Raw genomic sequence first — 21,555 nt, 5'->3', positions numbered from 1 at the left:
TACAAGCCCACCGACCCCATGACTTTGCAGACCTCCCCGACGCCCGACGCACCCGCGCATGCCGACTTCCGCAGCGAAGCCTTCCTGCGCGAGCACATCCGCCACACCATGGCCTTCTACCATCCGCGCTGCATCGATCCGGCCGGCGGCTTCTTCCACTACTTCAAGGACGACGGGCGCGTCTACGACGCCTCGCACCGGCACCTGGTCAGCAGCACCCGCTTCGTCTTCAACTACGCCACCGCCGCGCTCGAGTTCGGGGGCGAGGATCCGGCGCTGCGCGAGGCGTACATGGCCGCGGTACGCCACGGCCTGGCGTTCCTGCGCGAGCGCCATTTCGATCCCGCCAGCGGCGGCTACGCCTGGACCCTGCGCGACGGCGTGGCCGAGGACACCACCCAGCACTGCTACGGCGCGGCCTTCGTGCTGCTCGCGTACTCGATCGCGCTCAAGGCCGGCGTCGAAGAGTGCCGCGGCTGGATGGATGCGCACTGGGACCTGCTGGAGACGCGCTACTGGGAGCCGCAGCACGGCCTGTACCGCGACGAGGCCACGCGCGACTGGCAGTTCAGCGACTATCGCGGCCAGAACGCCAACATGCACATGTGCGAGGCGATGCTGGCGGCGTTCGAGGCCAGCCGCGAGCCGCGCTACCTGCAGCGCGCCCTCACCCTCGCCGACCACATGACCCGCCGCCAGGCGGCCCAGTGCGACGGCCTGGTGTGGGAACACTACGACGCCGACTGGCAGGTGGACACCGACTACCACCGCGACGATCCGAAGCACCTGTTCCGCCCCTGGGGTTTCCAGCCGGGGCACCAGACCGAGTGGTCCAAGCTGCTGCTGATCCTCGACGGCCACCTGCGCGATGCCGGCACGCCGCAGCCGTGGCTGCTCCCACGCGCACGCGAGCTGTTCGACCGCTCGGTGGAGGCGGCGTGGGATCCGGAGTTCGGCGGCCTGATGTACGGCTTCGCGCCGGAGTCGCTGCGCAGGGACGTGCCCGGGCCGTCGCTGCCCGACGGCCGCCACTTCATCTGCGACGACGACAAGTACTTCTGGGTGCAGGCCGAGTCGCTGGCCTGCGCGGCGCGTCTGGCGTCGGCGACCGGCGACGCACGCTACTGGGACTGGTACCACCGCCTCTGGGATTACGCATGGCGACACATGGTGGACCACCGGTACGGCGCCTGGTTCCGCATCCTCGATCGGGAGAACCGCAGGCATGACGACGACAAGAGCCCGGCCGGCAAGACCGACTACCACACGATGGGCGCCTGCCACGACGTGCTCGCGGTGCTGCGCGGCCGTGGCTGAGCGCATGCGCGATCTTCCCGCCCTCCTGGCGCTGCCGCTGCTGGCGCTCGCGACCGCCGCATCGATCGCAGGCGAGCCGGCCTTCTCCACGTCGTTCGAGCGCGACGATCCCGCGCCGGCCCAGCGCGGCGACGACGGGGCGCGGGTGCGGGTCGGCACCGGGCCCGAGGCGCCCTACGCCGCCCGAGCGGGCATGGGCTACAGCGGCCTGGCCGCGCTGCGCTTCGAGGGCACGGGAGGGCGCACGCGATTGTTCGAGGTCGACATCCCGGTGCAGGCCGACACCCGCCTGTCGTGGATGGTGCTGCCGGAGATCGTCGGCGAGGACACGGTCGCCTCCACCGGTGTCTCGCTCGATCTGGTCTTCGACGACGGCCACCGCCTGTCGGAGATCGGCGCACGCGACCACCACGGCGCCGCCATCGGCGCGCAGGCGCAGGCCGACTCGGAGACGCTCTACCCGCAGCAGTGGGCGCGCAAGGAGGTCCGGTTCGGCGACGTGGCCGGCCTGTCCGGCCGCCGCATCCGCGCGATCGAGATCGAACTGGCGCCGGGCGACGGCGCCGTGGCCCGCGGCTGGATCGACGACATCGCGATCGACGCGGCAACGCCCGCCGGCGAGCTTCGGCCCAGCGATCGCGTGCCCACCACCCGCGGCACCCAGTCCAACGGCACCTTTTCGCGCGGCAACAACATCCCGGCCACGGCGATGCCGCACGGCTTCAACTTCTGGGTGCCGGCGACCGACGCCGGCACCCTGTCCTGGCTGTACCGCTGGAACGAGCACAACGGCGACGACAACCGCCCGCGCCTGCAGGCCCTGTCGATCAGCCACCAGCCCAGCCCCTGGATGGGCGACCGGCAGACGTTCCAGGTGATGCCGTCCGCGGCCACCGGCGTGCCCGACGCCGATCGCGAGCGGCGTGCGCTGTCGTTCTCGCACGATCGCGAACTGGCCCGCCCCCACACCTACCGCGTCGACTTCGACAACGGCATCCGCGCCGAACTCGCGCCCAGCGAGCGCGCGGCGATCTTCCGTTTCCGCTTTCCGCAGGGCGCCGACGCCAACCTGCTGTTCGACAACGTCGACGACCGCGGCGGGCTGACGCTCGACGCGCAGGCACAGGCGCTGCATGGCTACACCGACACCCGCAGCGGCCTGTCCAACGGCGCCACCCGCATGTTCGTCTACGCGCGCTTCGACCAGCCCTGGCGCGACAGCGGCATGCTCGACACCGGCCGGCCCACCGGCTACGTGAAGTTCGCGCCCGGGGCGGACGGCGAGGTGCGCATGCGCATCGCCACGTCGCTGGTCTCGGTCGACCAGGCGCGGCGAAACCTCGAACTGGAGATCGGCGACGACGGCTTCGAGGCCGTGCGCGACCGGGCGCAGGACGCCTGGGACGCCCTGCTCGGCCGCGTGCAGGTGCAAGGCGCCAGCGACGACGAGCTGACGACCGTCTATTCCAACCTGTACCGGCTGTTCCTGTATCCGAACGTCGCGCACGAGAACCTCGGCACGAACGAGCGCCCGGACTGGCGGCACGCCGACCAGAACAGCTGGTCGGAGGACGCGCCAGGCGGCGATGCCACGCGCACGTCCGCGCGGATCCTGCCCGGCAAGGTCTACGTCAACAACGGGTTCTGGGACACCTTCCGCACCAGCTGGCCGGCCTACGCGCTGTTCGCGCCCACCCGCGCGGGCGAGATGGTCGACGGCTTCCTGCAGCAGTACCGCGACGGCGGCTGGGTGGCGCGCTGGTCGTCCCCCGGCTATGCGGACCTGATGGTGGGCACCAGCTCCGACGTCGCCTTCGCAGACGCCTGGCACAAGGGCGTGCGCGGATTCGACCCGCACGAGGCCTACGAGGCCGCGCTGCGCAACGCCACCGTCGTGCCGCCGGTGTCGAACGTCGGTCGCAAGGGGCTCGCGCAGTCGATGTACCGCGGCTACGCCGACGCCTCGGTGCACGAGGGCATGTCGTGGACGCTGGAGGGCGCGCTCAACGACTATGGCCTCGCCACGCTGGCTGAGGCGCTGGCCGCCGAAGACGGGGATGCCGGGCGCGCCAGGCGCTACCGCGAGGAAGCCGCGTACTTCCGCGCCCGCGCCACGGACTACGTGCACGTCTACGACGCCGGCACCGGCTTCTTCCGCGGCCGCGATGCCGACGGCGACTGGCGCGAGCCGGCGTCCCGCTTCGATCCGCGGGTCTGGGGCCACGACTACACCGAATCCAATGCCTGGACCTTCGCGTTCACCGCGCCGCACGACGCCGAAGGCCTGGCGGCCCTGATGGGCGGGCGCGCGGCGCTGGCGCAGCGGCTGGACGCGTTCTTCGCCACGCCGGAAACCGCGCACGCACGGTTCGCGGGCAGCTACGGCCGCGTGATCCACGAGATGACCGAGGCGCGCGACGTGCGCATGGGCATGTACGCGCACAGCAACCAGCCCTCGCACCACATCCCGTGGATGTACGTGGCCGCCGGGCAGCCGTGGAAGGCGCAGCGGATCTCGCGCGAGGTGATGCGGCGCCTGTACCTGGGCAGCGAGATCGGCCAGGGCTATCCCGGCGACGAGGACAACGGCGAGATGTCGGCCTGGTACCTGTTCTCGATGATGGGCCTCTACCCGCTACGCATGGGCGCACCGGAATACGTGATCGGCTCGCCCGCGTTCGATCGCGTCGACCTGCGGCTCGACAACGGCCGCACGCTCAGCGTGGTCGCGCGCAACAATGGGCCGGAGAACGTCTACGTGCAGTCGCTGACGCTGAATGGCCGGCCGTGGGACCAGGCCTGGTTGCGGCACGCGGACATCGCCCAAGGCGGTACGCTCGAGTTCACCATGGGTCCCGCGCCCTCCGCGTGGGGCAGCGCTCCCGAGGCGCTCCCGCCCTCGCTGACGGAGGCCGGCCGGAAGCCGATGCTGCGCGTCGACCGCAGCGCCGCCGCCAGCGTCTCCGTGGCCGGCGCCGGGGCGAATGCCGGTGTGCTGGTCGACGACGATGCCGCCACCTCGCTGCCGCTGCCGCAAGGCGCAGCGGTCGTCCTGCGCTTCGACGCGCCGACGGCGATCGCCCACTACACGCTGACCAGCGGCGCCGGGCCCGTCTCCGATAGCGGCTGGGTGCTGGAAGGCCGTGATGCCTCCGGTGCTTGGTCCGCGCTCGACGAGCGGCAGGGCGAGGCGTTCCGCTGGGTGCGGCAGTTGCGGCCGTTCGACATCGCGACGCCGCGCGAGTATGCCGAGTACCGGCTCCGCCTCACCGGCGGGACAGCGGTGGACCTTGCCGAGCTGGAGCTTCAGCAATCCGAACGCGCCGGGGAACAGGTGCCCGCCTCCGCGCCCTGAGGCGGATGCTGGGCGACCGCCGTGCACCGGCGCATGCCGTCCGGACGGCGGCGATACCCGGCATATGCTGCGCGTGTTCGACCATCGAGGCGGTGACGCCCTTGTGGACGCTGCGCGGGTCGCCGGCGCAAACGGCGCGATGCGCCAGTCGACCAGCGCCGCAGGAACGATCAGACCGCGTCGCGCGCGAGTTCCCGCAGCTTGCCCTCGTGCAGCTCCACGACGCGGTCCAGGCGGCGCGCGAGGCGACGGTCGTGGGTCACCAGCACCAGGCTGGTACGTTGCGCGCGGTTGAGGTCGAGCATCAACGTGAATACCGTTTCCGCGGTCTTCTCGTCGAGGTTGCCGGTCGGTTCGTCACCGAGCACGCAGGCCGGCCGGTTGACCAGCGCGCGGGCCACCGCGGCGCGCTGGCGCTCGCCGCCGGAGAGCTCGCCCGGCTTGTGCTCCAGCCGGTGGCCGAGCCCGACCGACTCGAGCAGCGCCCGCGCCCGCCCGGACGCATCCTTGACGTCGCTGCCGCCCAGCAGTACCGGCAGCATCACGTTCTCCAGCGCGGTGAATTCCGGCAGCAGGTGGTGGAACTGGTACACGAAGCCGAGCGCGCGGTTGCGCAGTTGGCCACGAGCCGCGTCCGACAACGCGCTCATCTTCTGCCCGGCCACGTAGACCTCGCCCGCGCTCGGCGTGTCGAGGCCGCCGAGCAGGTGCAGCAGCGTGCTCTTGCCCGCGCCGGACGCGCCCAGGATCGCGACCGTCTCGCCCGCCTCGACCTGGAAGTCCAGTCCGTCGAACACGGGCGTGCGCATGCTGCCTTCGGCGTAGGTCTTGCCCAGCGCTTCGGCGCGGATGACGTACTCTGGCATCGCGTCGTTCCTCTCAGCCATGACGTGTCGTCCCTGGCGTGACCACGCCGGCTTCGGAGCCGCTGGCCCGGCCGTTCCGGCCCCGCGCGGCGCGCGGTGCGTTCCGCCGCGGCGCGAGGCGGTGCCTCGCGAGCGCCGCGGCGTCACCCATGGCCGGGCGTTCGGACATGCGCGAGGCAGTGCCTCGCAAATGCATGACCTCACTCATACCGCAACGCCTCCGCCGGTGCGGTGCGCGCCGCGCGCCACGCCGGGTAGATCGTGGCGAGGAAGGCCATCGCCAGCGCCACCAGCCCGATCGTCACCACGTCGCCGGCCTGCAGGTCGATCGGCAGGCCGGTCACGTAGTACACGTCCTCGGGCATGAGCACGACGTCGAACGCGCGCTCGATCGCGCGCAGGATGTGTTCGAGGTTGTAGGTCAGCAGCAGACCACCGACCACGCCCAGCACCGTGCCGATCACGCCGATCAGCGTGCCCTGCACCACGAACACCCGCATCACCCCGCCCGGGGTGAGGCCCAGCGTGCGCAGGATGGCGATGTCGGCGAGCTTGTCGGTCACCAGCATCACCTGCGAGTTCAGCAGCGAGAACGCGCCCATCAGGATGATCAGTGACAGCAGGATGCCGATCATGGTTTTCTCCAGCTTCAGCGCGCGGAACATGTTCGCGTTCTCCATGCTCCAGTCGCTGACGCGGTAGTAGCTGCGGGTCTCGCGCGCCAGTGCCTCGGCGAGGTCGCGCGCAACGTCCGACGCCTGGTTCATGTCGTGTAGCTTCAGGCGCACGCCGGTGACACCCTCGCCCATGCGCATCACGCGCTGGGCGTCGCGCATGTTGACCACCGCCAGGCGGCGGTCGAAGTCCTGGTAGCCGGCTTCGAAGATGCCGCTGACGGTGAAGCGCTTGAGCTGCGGCACCGCGCCCATCGGCGTGACCTGGAAGTCCGTGGTCACGACCACCCTGTCGCCCACCCGCGCGCCCAGCCATTGCGCCAGCTCCTTGCCGAGCACGATGTTGAACTCGCCGGGCGCGAGGTCCGACAGCTGGCCCTGGACCATCCACGCGGCCAGCTCCGACACCTGGGACTCGTCCTCCGGCATGACGCCGCGGATCGCCGCGGGTTCCTGCCGGCTCGCACGCAGCAGCGCCTGGGTGTCGATGTAGGGCGCGGCGCCGGACACGCGCGGATCCCGCTTGGCGACCTCGATGGCGTGCTGCCAGCCCTGCATCGCCTCGCCGTCGGCGGTGACCGTGGCGTGCGCGACCATCCCCAGCATGCGGTCCTTGATCTCGCGCTGGAAGCCGCTCATCACCGCCAGCGTGGTGATCAGCACCATCACGCCGATGGCGATGCCCAGGATCGAGGCGAGCGAGACGAAGGAGATGAAGCCGTTGCGGCGCTTGGCCCGCAGGTAGCGCAGGCCGATGGCGACGGGGATGGGTCTGAACATGCGGGGACGCCGATGGAGCAGGCGCTATGGTGCCATCGAAGCCCCGCGGCGCGCAGCCCGCCCGGCGGGCGCGGCCAGTCGCAGTTCACGTCGACGCGCGGGCGGCAGGGTGTCGGGCCACCAGGCGCAGCGGCATCGGCGCCCCCGTGGCCCGCGCCAGCTGGCGAACGCGAGGGGTCCTCGCCATTGCAGTTCGAAGTCCGTTGCGGGCTCGCCATCGACCCGCACCGGCGCCGCATCGCCCCTGAACACGAACGAGCGCGCGGGTCGCCGGGCTTCGCGCCGGAACAACCAGACACCATACCCCAGCGCCGCGAGTGCGGCGGCCCACGCCGCCGCGCGCGGCATTTCCGAAGCGAGGAGCGAGCACGCGGCCAGCACGCCGAGCGCGAGGATCGCGGTGAGCAGCCATCGCGAGGGTCGCCATTCGATCCGCGCCTCGGGAACGCTACCCGGGCGGGAGTGCGCGGATGCGGCGGACGAGCGCGTCGAGTTCGGCATCGCTGGCGGCCTCATGGCCCATGAACCAGTGCCAGAGCTTATCGTCCTCGCAATCCAGCAGCCGTAGGAAAACACCGCGCTCGGCGTCGGAAACAGCCGCCCATTCGCGATCGAGCCAGCGCTCGAACAACTGGTCCAGTTCGCGCATCCCGCGTCGGCAGCGCCAGCGCACGCGGCGGAGTTCGGAGGCGTCGGAAGATGTCGTCATCATGCGCGGCCTCTGCGGATCACGAACCGCACCCACCCTGTCGTTTCGAGCGCAGCGAGAAATCTTTTTCGGGTCGCGGAGCGCCCTGTGGAAAGCAGATTTCTCGCTGCGCTCGAAATGACAAGTAAGGGGATTCCGGAACGGCCGACGATCGCGCCCGAAAGCGCTCCTACCCGTGCCGCGCCAGCATCAGCTGCTTGATCGAACCGATCGCCTTTGCCGGGTTCAGGCCCTTGGGGCAGGTGCGCGCGCAGTTCATGATGGTGTGGCAGCGGTAGAGCTTGAACGGATCCTCGAGGTCGTCCAGGCGCGCGCCGGTGTCCTCATCGCGACTGTCGGCGATCCATCGATACGCCTGCAGCAGCACCGCCGGGCCGAGGTAGCGTTCGCCGTTCCACCAGTAGCTCGGGCAACTGGTGGTGCAGCAGGCGCACAGGATGCATTCGTACAGGCCGTCGAGCCGGTCGCGGTCGGCCGGCGACTGCAGCCGCTCGCGGTCGGGCGGTGGTGCGGTCTGGGTGCGGATCCACGGCTGGATCGAGGCGTACTGCGCGTAGAAGTGGGTCAGGTCCGGCACCAGGTCCTTGACCACGCTCATGTGCGGCAGCGGATACACCGGCACTTCGGCCTTGGCGCAGTCGTCGATCGCGCGGGTGCAGGCAAGGGTGTTGGTGCCGTCGATGTTCATCGCGCACGAGCCGCAGATGCCCTCGCGGCAGGAGCGGCGGAAGGCGAGCGTCGGGTCGACCTCGTTCTTGATCTTGATCAGCGCGTCCAGGACCATCGGCCCGCACTTGTCGAGGTCGACTTCGTAGGTATCGGTGCTCGGGGTCTGGCCGTCGTCCGGGTTCCAGCGATAGACCTTGAACGTGCGCACGCGCGTCGACCCGGCGGGCGCCTTGAAGTGGCGTCCCTTCCTGATCTTGGAGTTCCTGGGGAGGGTGAATTCGGCCATTTTGGGATCCGGGATTCGGAATTGGGGATTCGGGATTCGGGAGGACGGCGATCGCGGCAACCAACTGTTGCGAATCCCCAATCCCCAATCCCGGCTCCCGGCTGTCAGTACACCCGCGCCTTCGGCGGCACCACCTCGACCTCGTCGTCGAGCGTGTACATGTGCACCGGCCGGAAATCGATCCGGGTGTTGCCGGCATCGTCCAGCCAGCACAGGGTGTGCTTGTGCCAGTTGGCGTCGTCGCGGTCGGGGAAGTCCTCGCGCGCGTGCGCGCCGCGCGATTCCTTGCGGTTCTCGGCCGAGACGATGGTCACCATCGCCTGGGCCAGCAGGTTCTGCAGTTCGAGCGTCTCGACCAGGTCGGAGTTCCACACCATCGAGCGGTCGCTCACGCGCACGTCCGCGAACGATTCGCCGATCTCGCGCACCTGCTTCACGCCCTCGGCCAGGGTTTCCTGGGTGCGGAACACCGCCGCGTGGGCCTGCATCGAGCGCTGCATGCGGTCGCGGATCACCGCGGTCGGGGTGTCGCCACTCGCGTTTCGCAGGCGGTCGAGGTTGGCGACCGCCTTGTCGGTGGCGTCGCCGGCCAGGCGCTTGTGCGACTGGCCGGGGCTGATGGTCTCGGCGCAGCGGTTGGCGACCGCGCGCCCGAACACCACCAGGTCGAGCAGCGAGTTCGACCCGAGCCGGTTGGCGCCATGCACCGACACGCACGCCGCCTCGCCGATCGCGTACAGGCCCGGCACCACGGCATCCGGATTGCCGTCCTTGAGCTGCACCACCTCGCCCAGGTAGTTGGTCGGGATGCCGCCCATGTTGTAGTGCACGGTCGGGATCACCGGAATCGGCTGCTTCTCCACGTCGACGCCGGCGAAGATCCTCGCGCTCTCGGCGATGCCGGGGAGCTTCTTGTGGATGTCGGCCGGGTCGAGGTGGGTCAGGTCGAGGTGGATGTGGTCCTTGTGCTCGCCCACGCCGCGGCCTTCGCGGATCTCGATGGTCATCGATCGCGAGACCACGTCGCGCGACGCCAGGTCCTTCGCGTTCGGTGCGTAGCGCTCCATGAAGCGCTCGCCGTTGCTGTTGCGCAGGATCCCGCCCTCGCCGCGCACGCCTTCGGTGATCAGGCAGCCGGCGCCGTAGATGCCGGTGGGGTGGAACTGCACGAACTCCATGTCCTGCAGGCCCAGGCCGGCGCGCAGTGCCATGCCGCCACCGTCGCCGGTGCAGGTATGCGCCGACGTCGCCGAGAAGTACGCGCGGCCGTAGCCGCCGGTCGCCAGCACCACGCCATGGGCACGGAACAGGTGCAGGGTGCCCTCGGCCATGTCGAGCGCGAGCACGCCCTTGCAGGCGCCCTCCTCGTCCATGATCAGGTCGAGCGCGAAGTATTCGACGAAGAAGCGCGCGTCGTGCGCCAGCGACTGCTGGTACAGCGTGTGCAGGATCGCGTGGCCGGTGCGGTCGGCGGCGGCGCAGGTACGCTGGGCGATGCCCTTGCCGTAATGCGTGGTCATGCCGCCGAACGGGCGCTGGTAGATCTTGCCTTCCTCGGTGCGCGAGAACGGCACGCCCTGGTGCTCGAGTTCGATGATCGCCGGGATCGCCTCGCGGCACATGTACTGGATCGCGTCCTGGTCGCCCAGCCAGTCGGAGCCCTTGATGGTGTCGTAGAAGTGGAAGCGCCAGTCGTCCTCGCCCATGTTGCCGAGCGCGGCGGAGATGCCGCCCTGCGCCGCCACCGTGTGCGAACGGGTCGGGAACACTTTCGTCAGGCACGCGGTCTGCAGCCCCTTCTGCGCGAGCCCGAAGGTCGCGCGCAGGCCGGCGCCGCCGGCGCCGACGACGATCATGTCGTACTTGTGTTCGGTAATCGGATACGCGGACGTCATTGCGGGCTCATGCGGTGAAGGCGATGCGGGCGATCGCGTACAGCGAGGCGATGGCGCCCAGCCCGCACAGGAAGGCGACGAAAAGTTGCAGGGCCAGTTCCAGCGCGCGTGTGTGCACGTAGTCCTCGATCACCACCTGCAGGCCGAGCCGCGCATGCCAGAACATCGCCACCAGGAAGATCGCGAACAGGATCGCGTTCCACGGCCGCGCGATGGTCGCGCGCGCGGTCTCGAGGTCCGCGCCGACCAGCGACAGCAGCACCAGGATGAACCACACCACCAGCGGCACCAGGATGATCGCGGTGAGCCGCTGCACCCAGAAATGGTGGGTGCCCGACTTGCCCGAACCGATGCCGCGCGCACGCTCGAGCGGCGTGCGGTAGGGCACGGCGCGCGAGGTCTCGCCGCCGCCGCCGGGAAAGCCGCCGCTCATGCGCCACCCCGCAAGCCGAAGAACCAGATCAGGCCGGTCACCAGGAAGCCCACCACGAACACCGCGTAACCGGACTTGTAGACGGTCGGGATGTCATAGCCCCACCCGGAATCCCACAGCAGGTGGCGGATGCCGTTGAGCAGGTGGTAGACCAGCGCCAGGGTGAAACCGAACAGGAACACCAGCCCCAGCGGCGACGACCACTGCCGCGAGGCGAACGCGAAGGCTTCGCCGCCGATGGCGATCGACATCAGCCACCAGACCAGGGAGATGCCGCCCAGCGACAGCGAGATGCCGGTGATGCGGTGGAGGATGGACATCGTCGACGTGATCTGCGGCTTGTAGACCTGCAGATGCGGCGACAGGGGGCGTTCCGGATGTGCCATCGCTGGCTGGTCTCCTCGCTGGCGGCGGTGCCGCGTGGCTGGATCGTGGCCGCCGACGCGGCCCGGCCCTCGTTCAAAAGTCGATGCAGCGGCCGTTCTTTTCCCAGTCTCCGTACCGGGTGGGATCGAGGCGTTCCTCGCCGGCGGTGGGGTCCATCTTCGACGATCCGGGCCGCGTTCCGGGCACCACGACCGCAACAGGGCTTTCCATCCCCGCCGGATCCGGTCCGGCGCCCTGTTCGCCTAAGATGTCATGGTGTTTCACGAGCGAAAGTTTAGTTCCCGCGCCCATGTCCGACAAGCCAAATCCGCCACATGGCGATTTCTTCACCATTCCGGGATGGTCGGTCGTGGTGTTGCGCGGCCCGGACGCGGTGCGCTTCGCGCAGGCGCAGTTCATGAGCGACGTGGCCGCGCTGCAGGCCGGCCACTGGCAGTGGAGCGGCTGGCTGACGCCGAAAGGCCGCCTGGTCGCGCTGTTCGCGCTGGTCAGGCTCGACGACACCTCGCTGCTGCTGTTGCTGGCCGACGCGGAGCCGCAGGCCTTCGCCGCCGCGCTGTCGCGCTTCGTGTTCCGCAGCAAGGTAGTGATCGAAATCGATGACGGCTCACGCATCAGCGGGGCGTTCGGGGCGCCGGCGATCGCGCGTGGAGCCGCCGTGAACGGCGGGCAAGAAGGCGGACTGGAACTGGATTTCGGTACCGCGGAAGACGGGCGGACACTGCGGATCGGCACCGATGCCGCACTGCTGGATCCCGGGCTCGCGGCCCGCTGGCTGGCCTGGGACCTCGCCCACGGCCTGCCACGCCTGGAGGCCGACCAGGCCGGACAATGGACGCCGCAACAGCTCTCGCTCGACCGCCTTCGCGCCTACAGCGTCCGCAAGGGCTGCTATCCCGGACAGGAAATCGTCGCCCGCACCCATTTCCTCGGGCAGGCCAAGCGTGGACTGGTGCGCCTTGGCGCCGATGTCGCGATACCGGCCGGAGACGTGGTCGCGATGGATGCTCCCGATCGCGCCATCGGGCAGGTGGTGAGTACCGCAGGCCGCGAGGCACTGGCTGTGATGCCACTGGAATCCGGAGCAGGGCTGCTTGCCGTCGCCGGAGTGCCCTGCAATGCGATGCCGCTGCTGGACGGCTTGACGCGCTGAACTGCCGTCCGCGGCCTCAGTCCGCGGCCAGGGCGTCCGCCGCGGCGACGATCGCCTCGTCCGACGGGATCACCAGGAACGCGGCGCCCGCCAGTGGCGTGAAGGTGTCCGCGCCGACCACGCGCCGGAACGGTCGCGCGCGATAGCCGGCTTCCGCGATCGCGGTGACGATGCCCTCGCCGACCCCGGCGCTGCGCCTGCCCTCGTCGACCACCAGGATGCGGTCGCATTCGCCGGCATGGCGCGCGATCGCGGTTTCGTTGAGCGGCACCAGCCAGCGCAGGTCGACCACGCGCACCTTCCAGCCTTGCTTCGCCTCGATCGACCGCGCCGCACGCAGGCTCATCGGCACGCCGTTGCCGAAGGTGAAGACCACCAGGTCCTTCGCGTCCGGGTGGTATACGCGTTCCTCGCCCAGCAGCATCGCCTGGTCGGGCGGCGGATAGCCGGTCAGCCAGCCACCGTCGCCCGGCGCGTGCAGGTCCTTGGCCATGTACAGCGCGATCGGCTCCAGGAACGCGCAGACGCGGCCGTCGACCTTCGCAAGCGCCATCATCGTGCGCAGCATGGTCGCCGCATCGTCGCCGCGCGACGGACAGCCCACCACCAGCCCGGGGATGTCGCGCAGCGCGGTGATCGAATTGTCGTTGTGGAAATGCCCGCCGAATCCCCGCTGGTATCCGAGCGACGCGATCCGCATGACCATCGGGTTGCGGTACTGGCCGTTGCTGAAGAACTGCAGGCTCGCCGCCTCGCCGCGGATCTGGTCGCAGGCGTTGTGGAAGTACGCCAGGTACTGGATCTCCGGCAGCGGCAGCATGCCCATGTTGGCGTAGCCCTGGGCGAGGCCGAGGATGATGGTCTCGTCGAGCAGGGTGTTGAACACGCGGCGCGCGCCGTAGGCCTTCTGCAGCCCCTTGGTCACGGTGTAGACGCCGCCCTTCTGCGCGACGTCCTCGCCGAACAGCAGCGCCTCGGGGTACTTGGCGAACAGATCGTGCAGCGCCTGGTTGATCTGGATCGCGAGGTGCCGGGGCGGCTGGTGCTCGGGCAGTTTCGCCTCGCCGCCGAATGCCTGCATGCGGCGATCGGCGTAGTCGGCGCGCGACGCCTCTTCCCGGACGGCTGCGGGCGAGTACGGCGCCAGTGGCGCCATCACCTCGTCCAGCGTCTGCAGGCGCGGCCGGCGGTCGGCATCCTCGGCGGCGGCGAAACACTTCGCACGCGTGGCTTCGTACAGGCCGAGGATCTCCTCCTTCGACATCAGCCCCGATTCCAGCGCGATCGCGGCCGAACGCAGCAGCGGATCGCCTGCCTCCACCGCGCACAGCTCCTCGACGCTGCGCCACTCGATCTCGAAGTCGGTGCCGGCGTGACCCATGATCCGGGTGGTGCGCAGGTGCAGGAAGGTCGGGCGGCGCGTGCGCCTGCAGTGTTCGACCGCACGCTGCACGTCGCCGTAGCCCGCGGCCAGGTCGAGGCCGTCGGCATGGAAGTAATCCAGGTCCGGACGCTGGCCGAAGTTGCGCGCCACCCAGCCGCCCGGCGTCTTCACCGAGATGCCGATGCCATTGTCCTCGCACACGAACAGCACCGGCGCGGGCAGCTTCTGGTAGGCGGTCCAGGCCGCGGCATTGAACGCGGTCTGCGCGGTGGCGTGGTTGCTGGATGCATCGCCGAACGAACACACCACGATGCTGTCGTCCGGCACCGGCAGGGCATGGCCGATGCGACGCGCCTGTTCGATCGCGACCGCCGTGCCGAAGGCCTTCGGCAGGTGCGAGGCGATCGTCGAGGTCTGCGGCAGCACCCACAACGGCTTGCTGCCCCACACCTTGTGGCGACCACCGCTGGCGGGATCGTCCTTGGATGCGGCGAACGACAGTGCCGAATCCATCACCGGATCCATTCCGGGCAGCTTGCGGAAGCGCTCGGCCATGAAGCCGCCGCTGCGGTAGTGCAGGAATGCCGGATCGGTGTGGCGCGTGAGCCGCGCGACCATCGCATTGCCTTCGTGGCCGCTGGAGCCGATGGTGTAGAACACCTTGTTCTGCACGCGCAGCACGCGCGCCATCAGGTCGAGGTGGCGGCTGATGAGCTGCGACTCGAACAGCTCGCGGAAGCCGCGGGCATCGAGCGCACTGCCTTCGAGGATCGTCTCGTCGGCCGCAGGTGTCGCATCGATCTTGCCGCTCCACGACCTGACGTACTCGATGAAGTTGACGTCGCAGATCTCGGCGCGGTTGAGGCCCTTCATGCGGGCCGGGATCGGATTCGGGACGGTGGCGAACATGCAGGGTCTTCGTGTGTGGTCGTCGGATCGCGTGACCGGCGGATCACGCATTGGCGGGCGGCGCCCGGGCGGAAGCGGCGGGCTGGAGGCCGGCCTACGGGGATTGGTGGAGCAGTGCCTGTGCCTCGCTGGGTGGCGCCGGCATCGGGACGAAGCCGGGCGTCGCGCGCACGCGCGCCAGCCAGGCGCGCACTGCGGGGTACGCGGCGAGGTCGAAGCCGCCGTCGCCGGCGACGTCGGTGTAGGCGAACAGGGCGATGTCGGCAACGCCGTATTCGGGGCCGGTGAACCATGCATGGCCGCCCAGGTGCCGCTCCATCACCGCGAACGCCTCGTGGCCGCGTTCGCGCAGCCGCGGCAGGTCCGCGCGGCGGGGGGAATCGGGCGGCGTCCACCCGCGGATGAAGCGCGCCACCGCGACGTAGGGCTCGTGGCTGTACTGCTCGAAGAACATCCAGCTCAGCGCCTGCGCACGCTGCCAGGGGTCCGGCGGCAGGAACGACGTCTCCTCGGCCAGCCAGCACAGGATCGCGTTCGATTCGACCAGCACGCGGCCGTCGTCGAGCTCCAGCATCGGCACCTTGCCGTTGGGATTCTTCGCCAGGTATTCCGGCGTGCGGGTTTCGCCCCTGGAACTGTCCACCTCGACCCAGCGGTAGGGTCGGTCGAGCTGTTCCAGCAACAGGCGCAGCTTGTGGCAGTTGCCCGACGTGGAGTAGCCGTGCACCGTGGTCATGCGAAGCGCGTCCGGTTGTGCTGCCACTGCGCGCGCGTCTGCCCCCAGATGTCGACCCGTGCTTCGTCGAAAGGCGCCGGCAGCTTGCCGGGGCCGCGCAGCGTGGACCCCAACCGCCGTGCGACCTGTTGCGAGGCGAGGTTGTCCGGATCGATGCAATGGATGATTTCGTCCCACCCGAGCTGCGCGAACGCCCAGTCGATCGCCGCGACCGCCGATTCGGTCGCATAGCCCCTGCCCCAGGCATCGCGATGGAAGGCGTAGCCGATCTCCGTCCCCGGCCAGCCGAACGGCTGCCACGGCCCCATCTGCCCGACCCAGCGACCACTGTCCTTCTCGATCACGGAGAACATCGCGAAGCCCTGCAGCGCCCATGCCCCCGGCATCTGCAGGAAGCGCCGCCAGGCGCCGCCGGCGGGCTGGTGCCCGCCGATGTAGCGGCAGGCCTCCTCGTCCGCCAGCAGCTCGGCGTAGCGCGGGAAATCCCCGATCCGCGGCAGCCGCAGGATCAGGCGTTCGGTTTCCAGAACGGGACCGTGATCGGTCATGTCGAGCCCCCGGCCCTGCCCCGCCGCGCGGGGCGGGCGACAACGTTGATCAGAACGCGTTGATGCCGGTCAGTTCCCGGCCCACCACCAGCTGGTGCACGGTCTCCGTGCCCTCGTAGGTGATCACCGATTCCAGGTTCAGTGCGTGGCGGATCGGGCAGTGCTCGGTGGTGATGCCTGCGCCGCCGAGCAGGTCGCGTGCCTCGCGCGCGATGTCGATCGCCATGCGGCAGTTGTTCCACTTCGCCAGCGACACCTGGGTCGGCTGCATCCTGCCGGCGTCCTTGAGCCGGCCGAGCTGCAGCGACAGCAACTGGGCGCCGGTGATGCGCCGCGCCCAGTCGGCCATCTTGATCTGCGCGCTCTGGGTGGCCGCGACCGGGCGGTCGAACAGGATGCGTTCCTTCGAATAGTTCAGCGCCTCGTCGAGGCAGGCGACGGCGGCGCCGATCGGGCCCCAGGTGATGCCGTAGCGCGCCTGCGTGAGGCAGCCCAGCGGGCCCTTCAGGCCCTTCACGTTCGGCAGCCGGCTGGCGTCGGGTACGCGCACGTTGTCGAGGTACAGCGCGCTGGTGACCGACGCGCGCAGGCTCATCTTGTGCTTGATTTCCTGCGCACTGAAGCCGGCGAAATCCTTCTCGACCACGAACCCCTGGATACCGTCGTCGGTCTGCGCCCAGACGATGGCGATGTGGGCCAGGTTGCCGTTCGTGATCCACATCTTCGAGCCGTTGAGCACCCAGTCGTCGCCGTCGCGTTTCGCATGGGTCTTCATGTTCGCCGGATCCGAACCGCCTTGCGGCTCGGTCAGGCCGAAGCAGCCGATGACCTTGCCCGCGGCCATGTCCGGCAGCCAGCGGCGCTTCTGCTCCTCGCTGCCGTAAGCGAAGATCGGGTACATGCACAGCGAGGACTGCACGCTGGCGAAGCTGCGCAGCCCGGAGTCGCCGCGCTCGAGTTCCTGGCAGATCAGGCCATAGCTGACGGCGTTGAGGCCGGCGCAGCCGTACTCCTCGGGCAGGGTCGCACCGAGCAGGCCGAGCCCGGCCATTTCCGGGACCAGCTCGGCCGGGAAGCGACCCTCGTCGAAACAGTCGCCGATGATCGGCAACACCCGTTCGTCGGTGAAACGGGCGACGGCGTCCTGCACCGCGCGCTCCTCCTCGCTGAGCAGGGAACGGACGTCGTAGAGGTCGTAGGGATGCAGGGCCATGGGGCGGCGTCGGACGGAAAGGTTTCATATTGTACGTTCCGCCGGCCCGGTTGCCGGAGCCCGGAACGCCGACGGGCCGGCAGATGCCGGCCCGTCGGGGGAACGCCTTGCCGTTGGAGCCGGGATCAGCCGCGGTCGGGAGTCTCCGTGGCCGCCATCCGGGTCATGATCTCGCCGTCGACGACCGGCAGCCGCTCGCCCGGATCCTCGTCCATCCGCACCGTCTTCTCCACGCCTTCGTATTCATAGGTGACGTCGTAGCCGATGGTCCGATCCTCGCTGCCCAGCGCGATCCGCTCGCCAGGCTTGTCCCCGGTGCGCATCGTGCCGGTGGTGCCGTCGGGGTTGCGGTACGTCACGTTGTAGGCCACCACCCGCGAGGACTGCGAACTGTCGTGGACCGTGCGGCACTGGCGGTCGACACGTTCGACCACGCGGCCGCCCACGTGGCGCCGGTCGACCTCGCGGCCGGCGAAGCCGCCGCCTACCGCGCCGGCCACCGTCGCCAGCTTGCGGCCATTGCCGCTGCCGACCTGGTTGCCGACCAGACCGCCGATGACGGCGCCGGCCACCGCGCCACCGACGTTGCCGTCGCGCTCGGGCAGTCGCTCCTGCACCACCACGTCCTCGCAGACCTGGCGCGGGCTGGTGGACGTGGTGGTCTCGCGCACCGGTTCGGCGCCGATCACGGTGGCATACAGTTCCGCCTTCTCGGTCACCGGCGTCACCGCAAGGACGGGTGCGTAGTCGAGGCGGGCCGCGGCGTCCTCCGCGATCGTCTCCTCAGCACCGAGCGGGCCCTTGTCGCGGCTGTTGTGGTAGGCACCGACCGCCACGCCGCCCACCAGCAACGACGCCAGGGCAATGGCCAGAGTATTGCTCTTCATTACTTCCTCCTAGGGGTCTCGTGCCCACATCGAACGTGCGGAACAGATTGCAGCATTGCCAAGCTGAACGAGACCCCGAGAAGTTCCCCGCAAGCTGACGGTCGAATGAATCGCCAGCGCCCGTGGGCCGTGCTAGCGTCGCGGCATCGCCTTCCCAGGAGCCACCCGCATGGCCAACCCGCTGCTGTTGCCCCTGCTCGGCTGGGCGCGCGGACTGCGTTTCCCCACCCTGTTCAAGCTCACCGCGGTCGCGTTCGCGATCAGCATCCTGTGGCCGTTCGACCCGATCCCGTTCATCGACGAGATCGTGCTCGGGCTCGGCACCCTGCTGCTGGCGAACTGGAAGGACCGCAAGCCGCCGCCGGCATCCCCGCTCGAGGGCGAGGCCACGCGTCGATCCTGACCAGCCGCGCGCCCCGTGCCCGACATGCTGCTGATCGACAGCCATTGCCATCTCGATGCGGCGGAATTCGACCTCGACCGCAATGAAGTGGTTGCGCGGGCACGCGAGGCCGGCGTACGCGCCCAGGTCGTTCCCGCCGTGCAGGCCGATGCGTGGCCGAAGCTGCGCGACGTATGCGGGGGATCGCCGGGCCTCTACCCCGCCTACGGACTGCACCCGATGTACCTGGAGGCGCATCGATCCGTGCACCTGCAGGACCTGCGCGGGTGGATCGAGCGCGAGCGGCCGGTCGCCGTGGGCGAGTGCGGACTGGACTACTTCGTCGACGGCCTCGACCGCGAGGCGCAGCAGGCGTATTTCGAAGGCCAGCTGCGGCTCGCCCGCGAGTTCGACCTGCCGGTGATCGTGCACGCCCGCCGCGCGGTCGATGCGGTGATCGCGAGCCTGCGCCGGATCGGCGGGCTGCGGGGGGTGGTCCACAGCTGGTCCGGCAGCGAGGAGCAGGCGCGACAGCTGTGGCGGCTCGACTTCCTGCTCGGCATCGGCGGCCCGGTCACCTTCGACCGTGCCAGACGACTGCGCAGGCTGGTGGCGGACATGCCGCTCCAGCACCTGCTGCTGGAAACCGACGCGCCCGACCAGCCCGATGCCGGGATCCGCGGGCAGCGCAACGAACCCGGGCGCCTGGCGACCGTATTGCAGGCGGTCGCGGCCCTGCGCGACGCCGACCCGGACGAAATCGCCCGGACAACCAGCGCGAATGCAGCGCACCTGTTCGGCCTGCCGCTGCCGCCTGCCCGGCTCGCCGCCGGCACGCCTACGGGCGCTGCGGCCTGAGCAGGATCTCGAGCGCCTTGCCCGCGGCGGCGAAGGCGAACGCGCCGGTGATGTGGGTGGCGGCGCCCAGCCCCGTGCCGCAGTCGAGCTTCAGCGCCGCATCCGGCCCGACCTGCGGCCGCGTTCCGCACACCGAGCCATCGGCCTGCGGGTATTTCACGTTCTCGAGCGAGTACACCGCCGGCACGCCGAAGTAGCGGTCGCGGTTCTTGGGGAAGTTGAATTCGCCGCGCAGCTTCCTGCGGATCAGGGCCAGCATCGCGTCGTGTTCGGTGCGCGAGAGGTCGCGCACGCGCACCAGGGTGGGATCGGTGCGCCCGCCTGCGGCGCCGACGGTCAGCACCGGCAGCTTGCGCCGCCGGCACCACGCGATCAGTTCGACCTTGCTGCGGAAGCTGTCGCAGGCGTCGACCACGAGGTCGAAGCCGCGATCGAGCAGCTCGCCCAGGTTGCCGGAGGTGAGGAATGCCGGCACCACGTCGAGCGAGAGCGCGGGATTGATCGCGCGGCAGCGCTCGGCCATCGCCTCGGCCTTGTTGCGGCCGAACTGGCCGTCCAGCGCGGGCAACTGGCGGTTGGTGTTGGACAGGCACAGGTCGTCGGCATCGATCAGCGACAGGTGTCCGACCGCACTGCGCGCCAGCGCCTCGGCCAGCCACGACCCCACCCCGCCGAGACCGACCACCGCCACGCGCCTGCCACGCAGGCGCTCGACCGCGCCACGGCCGTACAGCCGGTCGATGCCGGAAAACCGCTCGCTCCACACCTGTTCCATCGTGCAAGTCTAGCCGGCGGCGACCGCGTGCTATCGTCGCGATGCCCTTCACGGAGCCTGCCATGTCGACCACGCCACCCCCAGCATCCGGCTCCAGCCCCGTTCGCAAACCGCCATCGGCCGCGTCGAAATACCTCTTCGTCTTCCTGCTGGGGCTGGTCATCGGCATCGTGGCGGTGGTGATGCTGCTGCGCTCGCTGGAAGCGCGCAAGACCTGGCGCGACCATTATCCCGACGCGCTGATGCACCTGCTGTCGGCCCAGGCCGCGCAGATGCGCGACAACGCGACCGCCAACCGCTGCAGCCCGACCGACACCCTGCCCCACCTGCAGGCACTGCGCAGCCTCGGCAACGATTTCGAGCGTGCGTTTCCCGACCTGCGTGACGACCAGCGCTTCGTCAACCATGCGGCACAGTTCCGCGGCGAGCTCGACGCGGCGCTGTCCTCGCCGCCCGTGGGCTGCGAAGGCGTCACCCGCGCCGCCGACCAGGTCGGAGAGGCGTGCAAGGCCTGCCACCAGGATTTCCGCTGAGCCAGGACCCTCGACGCGCGCGAAGCGGCTGAACCGCAACTGCATCGATTCGCCTGCGGTCGGCGGGTCGGGGGGAGGATTGCCGCGACGTTCACCGGGAGCCGCCTAGTGTTCGACCCGTGCCGCGCCCCGCGGCCCGTCGTCCACGAAGCCGAGGAGTTCCCGATGAGCATCCGCATGCGCATGACCTGTGTCGCCACGATCGCCACGCTGGCCGTTGCCGGCTGCGCCAGTACCTCCCCCGGCTACGGTCCGGGCTACGGCAGTGCGGGGACCGCGCCGGCATCGGGCCGCTGCTTCGACTGCGGCACGGTGGTCGCGATCGAAACGTCGGCTGCCGGCGGTGGCACCAACGTCGCCGGGCCGGTGCTCGGCGGCATCGTCGGCGCGGTCGCGGCCAAGGAGCTCGCGCGTCGCAACACGGACAGCGAGGGGCGTCGCAACGTGGCCATCGCCGCAGGCGCCGCCGGCGGCGCCGTCGCGGGCAATGCGATCCAGAACCGCGTGGAAGCGAACCGCAGCGGCTACACCGTCCACGTGCGCATGGACGATGGACGCACCACCGCGGTCCATCAGGCCGACCTGGGCGGCATCCGCGAAGGCTCGTACGTGCGCGTGCAGAACGGTCGCGCCTGGGTCTACTGAGCCCGGCCTTTCCGCATCGCCCTGGATGCCGCCGGTCGTGTACGACCGGCGGCATCCTCGTTTCCGTCCCTGGCGTCCGCCAGCCCCGGGTTCGCCGGCGCATGGATCGCCTGCGTGACGCCACCGGGTCTCCGGAGCGCCCAGGACCTGCCGGCCGCCGA

Annotated in this window: 21 protein-coding genes; 7 read left to right on the top strand and 14 right to left on the bottom strand. The window is 69.9% G+C overall.

Features of this window, described 5'->3' with window-relative positions:
* Window positions 1-18: 18 nt before the first annotated feature.
* Both FZO89_RS15580 and FZO89_RS15575 read left to right on the top strand, forming a co-directional pair.
* Window positions 19-1,317: an AGE family epimerase/isomerase gene (locus FZO89_RS15580; RefSeq protein ID WP_149104351.1), complete on the top strand. Its 1,299-nt coding sequence runs from the start codon at window positions 19-21 to the stop codon at window positions 1,315-1,317.
* A gap of 4 nt (window positions 1,318-1,321) precedes the next feature.
* Window positions 1,322-4,672 carry a GH92 family glycosyl hydrolase gene (locus FZO89_RS15575; protein ID WP_149104350.1) on the top strand — a complete coding sequence of 1,117 codons (3,351 nt, stop codon included), beginning with the start codon at window positions 1,322-1,324 and terminating at the stop codon, window positions 4,670-4,672.
* Between the two features lie 170 nt (window positions 4,673-4,842).
* Here FZO89_RS15575 and lolD read toward each other — a convergent pair whose 3' ends face one another.
* The 8 genes from lolD to FZO89_RS18905 form a co-directional block, all read right to left on the bottom strand.
* Window positions 4,843-5,559, bottom strand: a complete 717-nt coding sequence (gene lolD, locus FZO89_RS15570) for a lipoprotein-releasing ABC transporter ATP-binding protein LolD (RefSeq protein ID WP_187471220.1) — start codon at window positions 5,557-5,559, stop codon at window positions 4,843-4,845.
* A 179-nt stretch (window positions 5,560-5,738) separates the two neighbouring features.
* Complete coding sequence (locus tag FZO89_RS15565) at window positions 5,739-6,992, bottom strand: lipoprotein-releasing ABC transporter permease subunit (protein ID WP_149104348.1); 1,254 nt, start codon at window positions 6,990-6,992, stop codon at window positions 5,739-5,741.
* 448 nt (window positions 6,993-7,440) lie between these two features.
* Window positions 7,441-7,701 (bottom strand): FAD assembly factor SdhE, encoded by a 261-nt coding sequence (locus tag FZO89_RS15555; RefSeq protein ID WP_222928161.1) that lies wholly within the window; start codon window positions 7,699-7,701, stop codon window positions 7,441-7,443.
* 169 nt (window positions 7,702-7,870) lie between these two features.
* Complete coding sequence (locus tag FZO89_RS15550) at window positions 7,871-8,656, bottom strand: succinate dehydrogenase iron-sulfur subunit (protein WP_149104347.1); 786 nt, start codon at window positions 8,654-8,656, stop codon at window positions 7,871-7,873.
* A 104-nt stretch (window positions 8,657-8,760) separates the two neighbouring features.
* Window positions 8,761-10,551, bottom strand: a complete 1,791-nt coding sequence (gene sdhA / locus FZO89_RS15545) for a succinate dehydrogenase flavoprotein subunit (protein WP_149104346.1) — start codon at window positions 10,549-10,551, stop codon at window positions 8,761-8,763.
* A 7-nt stretch (window positions 10,552-10,558) separates the two neighbouring features.
* Window positions 10,559-10,984, bottom strand: coding sequence for a succinate dehydrogenase, hydrophobic membrane anchor protein (gene sdhD, locus FZO89_RS15540; RefSeq protein WP_149104345.1), 426 nt, complete (start codon window positions 10,982-10,984; stop codon window positions 10,559-10,561).
* On the bottom strand, window positions 10,981-11,370 hold the full coding sequence (sdhC, locus tag FZO89_RS15535; protein WP_149104344.1) for a succinate dehydrogenase, cytochrome b556 subunit: 390 nt from the start codon (window positions 11,368-11,370) through the stop codon (window positions 10,981-10,983). The genes sdhD and sdhC overlap by 4 nt, the downstream gene beginning before the upstream one ends.
* A gap of 73 nt (window positions 11,371-11,443) precedes the next feature.
* Window positions 11,444-11,662, bottom strand: coding sequence for a DUF1674 domain-containing protein (locus tag FZO89_RS18905; RefSeq protein WP_262378760.1), 219 nt, complete (start codon window positions 11,660-11,662; stop codon window positions 11,444-11,446).
* On the opposite strand from FZO89_RS18905, the gene ygfZ reads away from it, so the two are divergent.
* Window positions 11,661-12,524: a CAF17-like 4Fe-4S cluster assembly/insertion protein YgfZ gene (gene ygfZ, locus FZO89_RS15525; RefSeq protein WP_149104343.1), complete on the top strand. Its 864-nt coding sequence runs from the start codon at window positions 11,661-11,663 to the stop codon at window positions 12,522-12,524. The two genes, FZO89_RS18905 and ygfZ, sit on opposite strands and share 2 nt — an antisense overlap.
* A gap of 16 nt (window positions 12,525-12,540) precedes the next feature.
* On the opposite strand, the gene FZO89_RS15520 is transcribed toward ygfZ, so the two are convergent.
* The 5 genes from FZO89_RS15520 to FZO89_RS15505 all read right to left on the bottom strand — a co-directional run bounded on the left by FZO89_RS15520 (window position 12,541) and on the right by FZO89_RS15505 (window position 18,201).
* Window positions 12,541-14,817, bottom strand: coding sequence for a thiamine pyrophosphate-dependent enzyme (locus tag FZO89_RS15520; RefSeq protein WP_149104342.1), 2,277 nt, complete (start codon window positions 14,815-14,817; stop codon window positions 12,541-12,543).
* Between the two features lie 94 nt (window positions 14,818-14,911).
* A complete protein-coding gene (locus FZO89_RS18590) occupies window positions 14,912-15,553 on the bottom strand; it encodes a glutathione S-transferase family protein (protein ID WP_187471219.1) in 642 nt (213 codons plus the stop codon).
* On the bottom strand, window positions 15,550-16,101 hold the full coding sequence (locus tag FZO89_RS18585; protein ID WP_187471218.1) for a GNAT family N-acetyltransferase: 552 nt from the start codon (window positions 16,099-16,101) through the stop codon (window positions 15,550-15,552). The genes FZO89_RS18590 and FZO89_RS18585 overlap by 4 nt, the downstream gene beginning before the upstream one ends.
* A gap of 49 nt (window positions 16,102-16,150) precedes the next feature.
* Window positions 16,151-17,314 (bottom strand): acyl-CoA dehydrogenase family protein, encoded by a 1,164-nt coding sequence (locus tag FZO89_RS15510; RefSeq protein WP_149104340.1) that lies wholly within the window; start codon window positions 17,312-17,314, stop codon window positions 16,151-16,153.
* Window positions 17,315-17,439: 125 nt separating this feature from the next.
* The gene (locus FZO89_RS15505) at window positions 17,440-18,201 is read right to left on the bottom strand and encodes a glycine zipper 2TM domain-containing protein (protein ID WP_149104339.1); all 762 of its coding nucleotides are present in this window, start codon (window positions 18,199-18,201) and stop codon (window positions 17,440-17,442) included.
* 169 nt (window positions 18,202-18,370) lie between these two features.
* Between FZO89_RS15505 and FZO89_RS15500 the strand changes: the two genes are divergently transcribed.
* Entirely contained in the window at window positions 18,371-18,604 is a 234-nt protein-coding gene (locus FZO89_RS15500) for a DUF6116 family protein (protein ID WP_149104338.1), read from the top strand.
* Between the two features lie 24 nt (window positions 18,605-18,628).
* Complete coding sequence (locus FZO89_RS15495; RefSeq protein WP_149104647.1) at window positions 18,629-19,441, top strand: TatD family hydrolase; 813 nt, start codon at window positions 18,629-18,631, stop codon at window positions 19,439-19,441.
* Here the strand turns inward: FZO89_RS15495 and FZO89_RS15490 are convergent.
* Window positions 19,422-20,216: a tRNA threonylcarbamoyladenosine dehydratase gene (locus tag FZO89_RS15490; protein ID WP_149104337.1), complete on the bottom strand. Its 795-nt coding sequence runs from the start codon at window positions 20,214-20,216 to the stop codon at window positions 19,422-19,424. The two genes, FZO89_RS15495 and FZO89_RS15490, sit on opposite strands and share 20 nt — an antisense overlap.
* 62 nt (window positions 20,217-20,278) lie before the next feature.
* Between FZO89_RS15490 and FZO89_RS15485 the strand changes: the two genes are divergently transcribed.
* Entirely contained in the window at window positions 20,279-20,749 is a 471-nt protein-coding gene (locus FZO89_RS15485; RefSeq protein ID WP_149104336.1) for a hypothetical protein, read from the top strand.
* A 171-nt stretch (window positions 20,750-20,920) separates the two neighbouring features.
* A complete protein-coding gene (locus tag FZO89_RS15480) occupies window positions 20,921-21,394 on the top strand; it encodes a peptidoglycan-associated outer membrane lipoprotein precursor (protein WP_149104646.1) in 474 nt (157 codons plus the stop codon).
* The last annotated feature ends 161 nt before the right edge of the window (window positions 21,395-21,555 follow it).

Origin of the sequence: Luteimonas viscosa (genome assembly GCF_008244685.1) — a bacterium.
GTDB classification, from domain to species: Bacteria; Pseudomonadota; Gammaproteobacteria; order Xanthomonadales; family Xanthomonadaceae; genus Luteimonas; species Luteimonas viscosa.
Note: the sequence above shows the minus strand (reverse complement) of the source record. Positions and strands in the feature narration are given on the sequence as shown.

Excerpts from the sequence above, each read along its gene's own strand:
- FZO89_RS15550 (WP_149104347.1), bottom strand. The coding sequence starts at position 8,656 with ATGGCCGAATTCACCCTCCCCAGGAACTCCAAGATCAGGAAGGGACGC.
- sdhD (WP_149104345.1), bottom strand. The coding sequence starts at position 10,984 with ATGAGCGGCGGCTTTCCCGGCGGCGGCGGCGAGACCTCGCGCGCCGTG.
- FZO89_RS15495 (WP_149104647.1), top strand. The coding sequence starts at position 18,629 with ATGCTGCTGATCGACAGCCATTGCCATCTCGATGCGGCGGAATTCGAC.
- FZO89_RS15580 (WP_149104351.1), top strand. The coding sequence starts at position 19 with ATGACTTTGCAGACCTCCCCGACGCCCGACGCACCCGCGCATGCCGAC.
- lolD (WP_187471220.1), bottom strand. The coding sequence starts at position 5,559 with ATGGCTGAGAGGAACGACGCGATGCCAGAGTACGTCATCCGCGCCGAA.
- FZO89_RS18905 (WP_262378760.1), bottom strand. The coding sequence starts at position 11,662 with ATGGGCGCGGGAACTAAACTTTCGCTCGTGAAACACCATGACATCTTA.
- FZO89_RS15490 (WP_149104337.1), bottom strand. The coding sequence starts at position 20,216 with ATGGAACAGGTGTGGAGCGAGCGGTTTTCCGGCATCGACCGGCTGTAC.
- sdhA (WP_149104346.1), bottom strand. The coding sequence starts at position 10,551 with ATGACGTCCGCGTATCCGATTACCGAACACAAGTACGACATGATCGTC.
- FZO89_RS15555 (WP_222928161.1), bottom strand. The coding sequence starts at position 7,701 with ATGACGACATCTTCCGACGCCTCCGAACTCCGCCGCGTGCGCTGGCGC.
- FZO89_RS15575 (WP_149104350.1), top strand. The coding sequence starts at position 1,322 with ATGCGCGATCTTCCCGCCCTCCTGGCGCTGCCGCTGCTGGCGCTCGCG.
- FZO89_RS15500 (WP_149104338.1), top strand. The coding sequence starts at position 18,371 with ATGGCCAACCCGCTGCTGTTGCCCCTGCTCGGCTGGGCGCGCGGACTG.
- ygfZ (WP_149104343.1), top strand. The coding sequence starts at position 11,661 with ATGTCCGACAAGCCAAATCCGCCACATGGCGATTTCTTCACCATTCCG.
- FZO89_RS18590 (WP_187471219.1), bottom strand. The coding sequence starts at position 15,553 with ATGACCACGGTGCACGGCTACTCCACGTCGGGCAACTGCCACAAGCTG.
- FZO89_RS15485 (WP_149104336.1), top strand. The coding sequence starts at position 20,279 with ATGTCGACCACGCCACCCCCAGCATCCGGCTCCAGCCCCGTTCGCAAA.
- FZO89_RS15520 (WP_149104342.1), bottom strand. The coding sequence starts at position 14,817 with ATGTTCGCCACCGTCCCGAATCCGATCCCGGCCCGCATGAAGGGCCTC.
- sdhC (WP_149104344.1), bottom strand. The coding sequence starts at position 11,370 with ATGGCACATCCGGAACGCCCCCTGTCGCCGCATCTGCAGGTCTACAAG.
- FZO89_RS15565 (WP_149104348.1), bottom strand. The coding sequence starts at position 6,992 with ATGTTCAGACCCATCCCCGTCGCCATCGGCCTGCGCTACCTGCGGGCC.
- FZO89_RS15505 (WP_149104339.1), bottom strand. The coding sequence starts at position 18,201 with ATGAAGAGCAATACTCTGGCCATTGCCCTGGCGTCGTTGCTGGTGGGC.
- FZO89_RS18585 (WP_187471218.1), bottom strand. The coding sequence starts at position 16,101 with ATGACCGATCACGGTCCCGTTCTGGAAACCGAACGCCTGATCCTGCGG.
- FZO89_RS15510 (WP_149104340.1), bottom strand. The coding sequence starts at position 17,314 with ATGGCCCTGCATCCCTACGACCTCTACGACGTCCGTTCCCTGCTCAGC.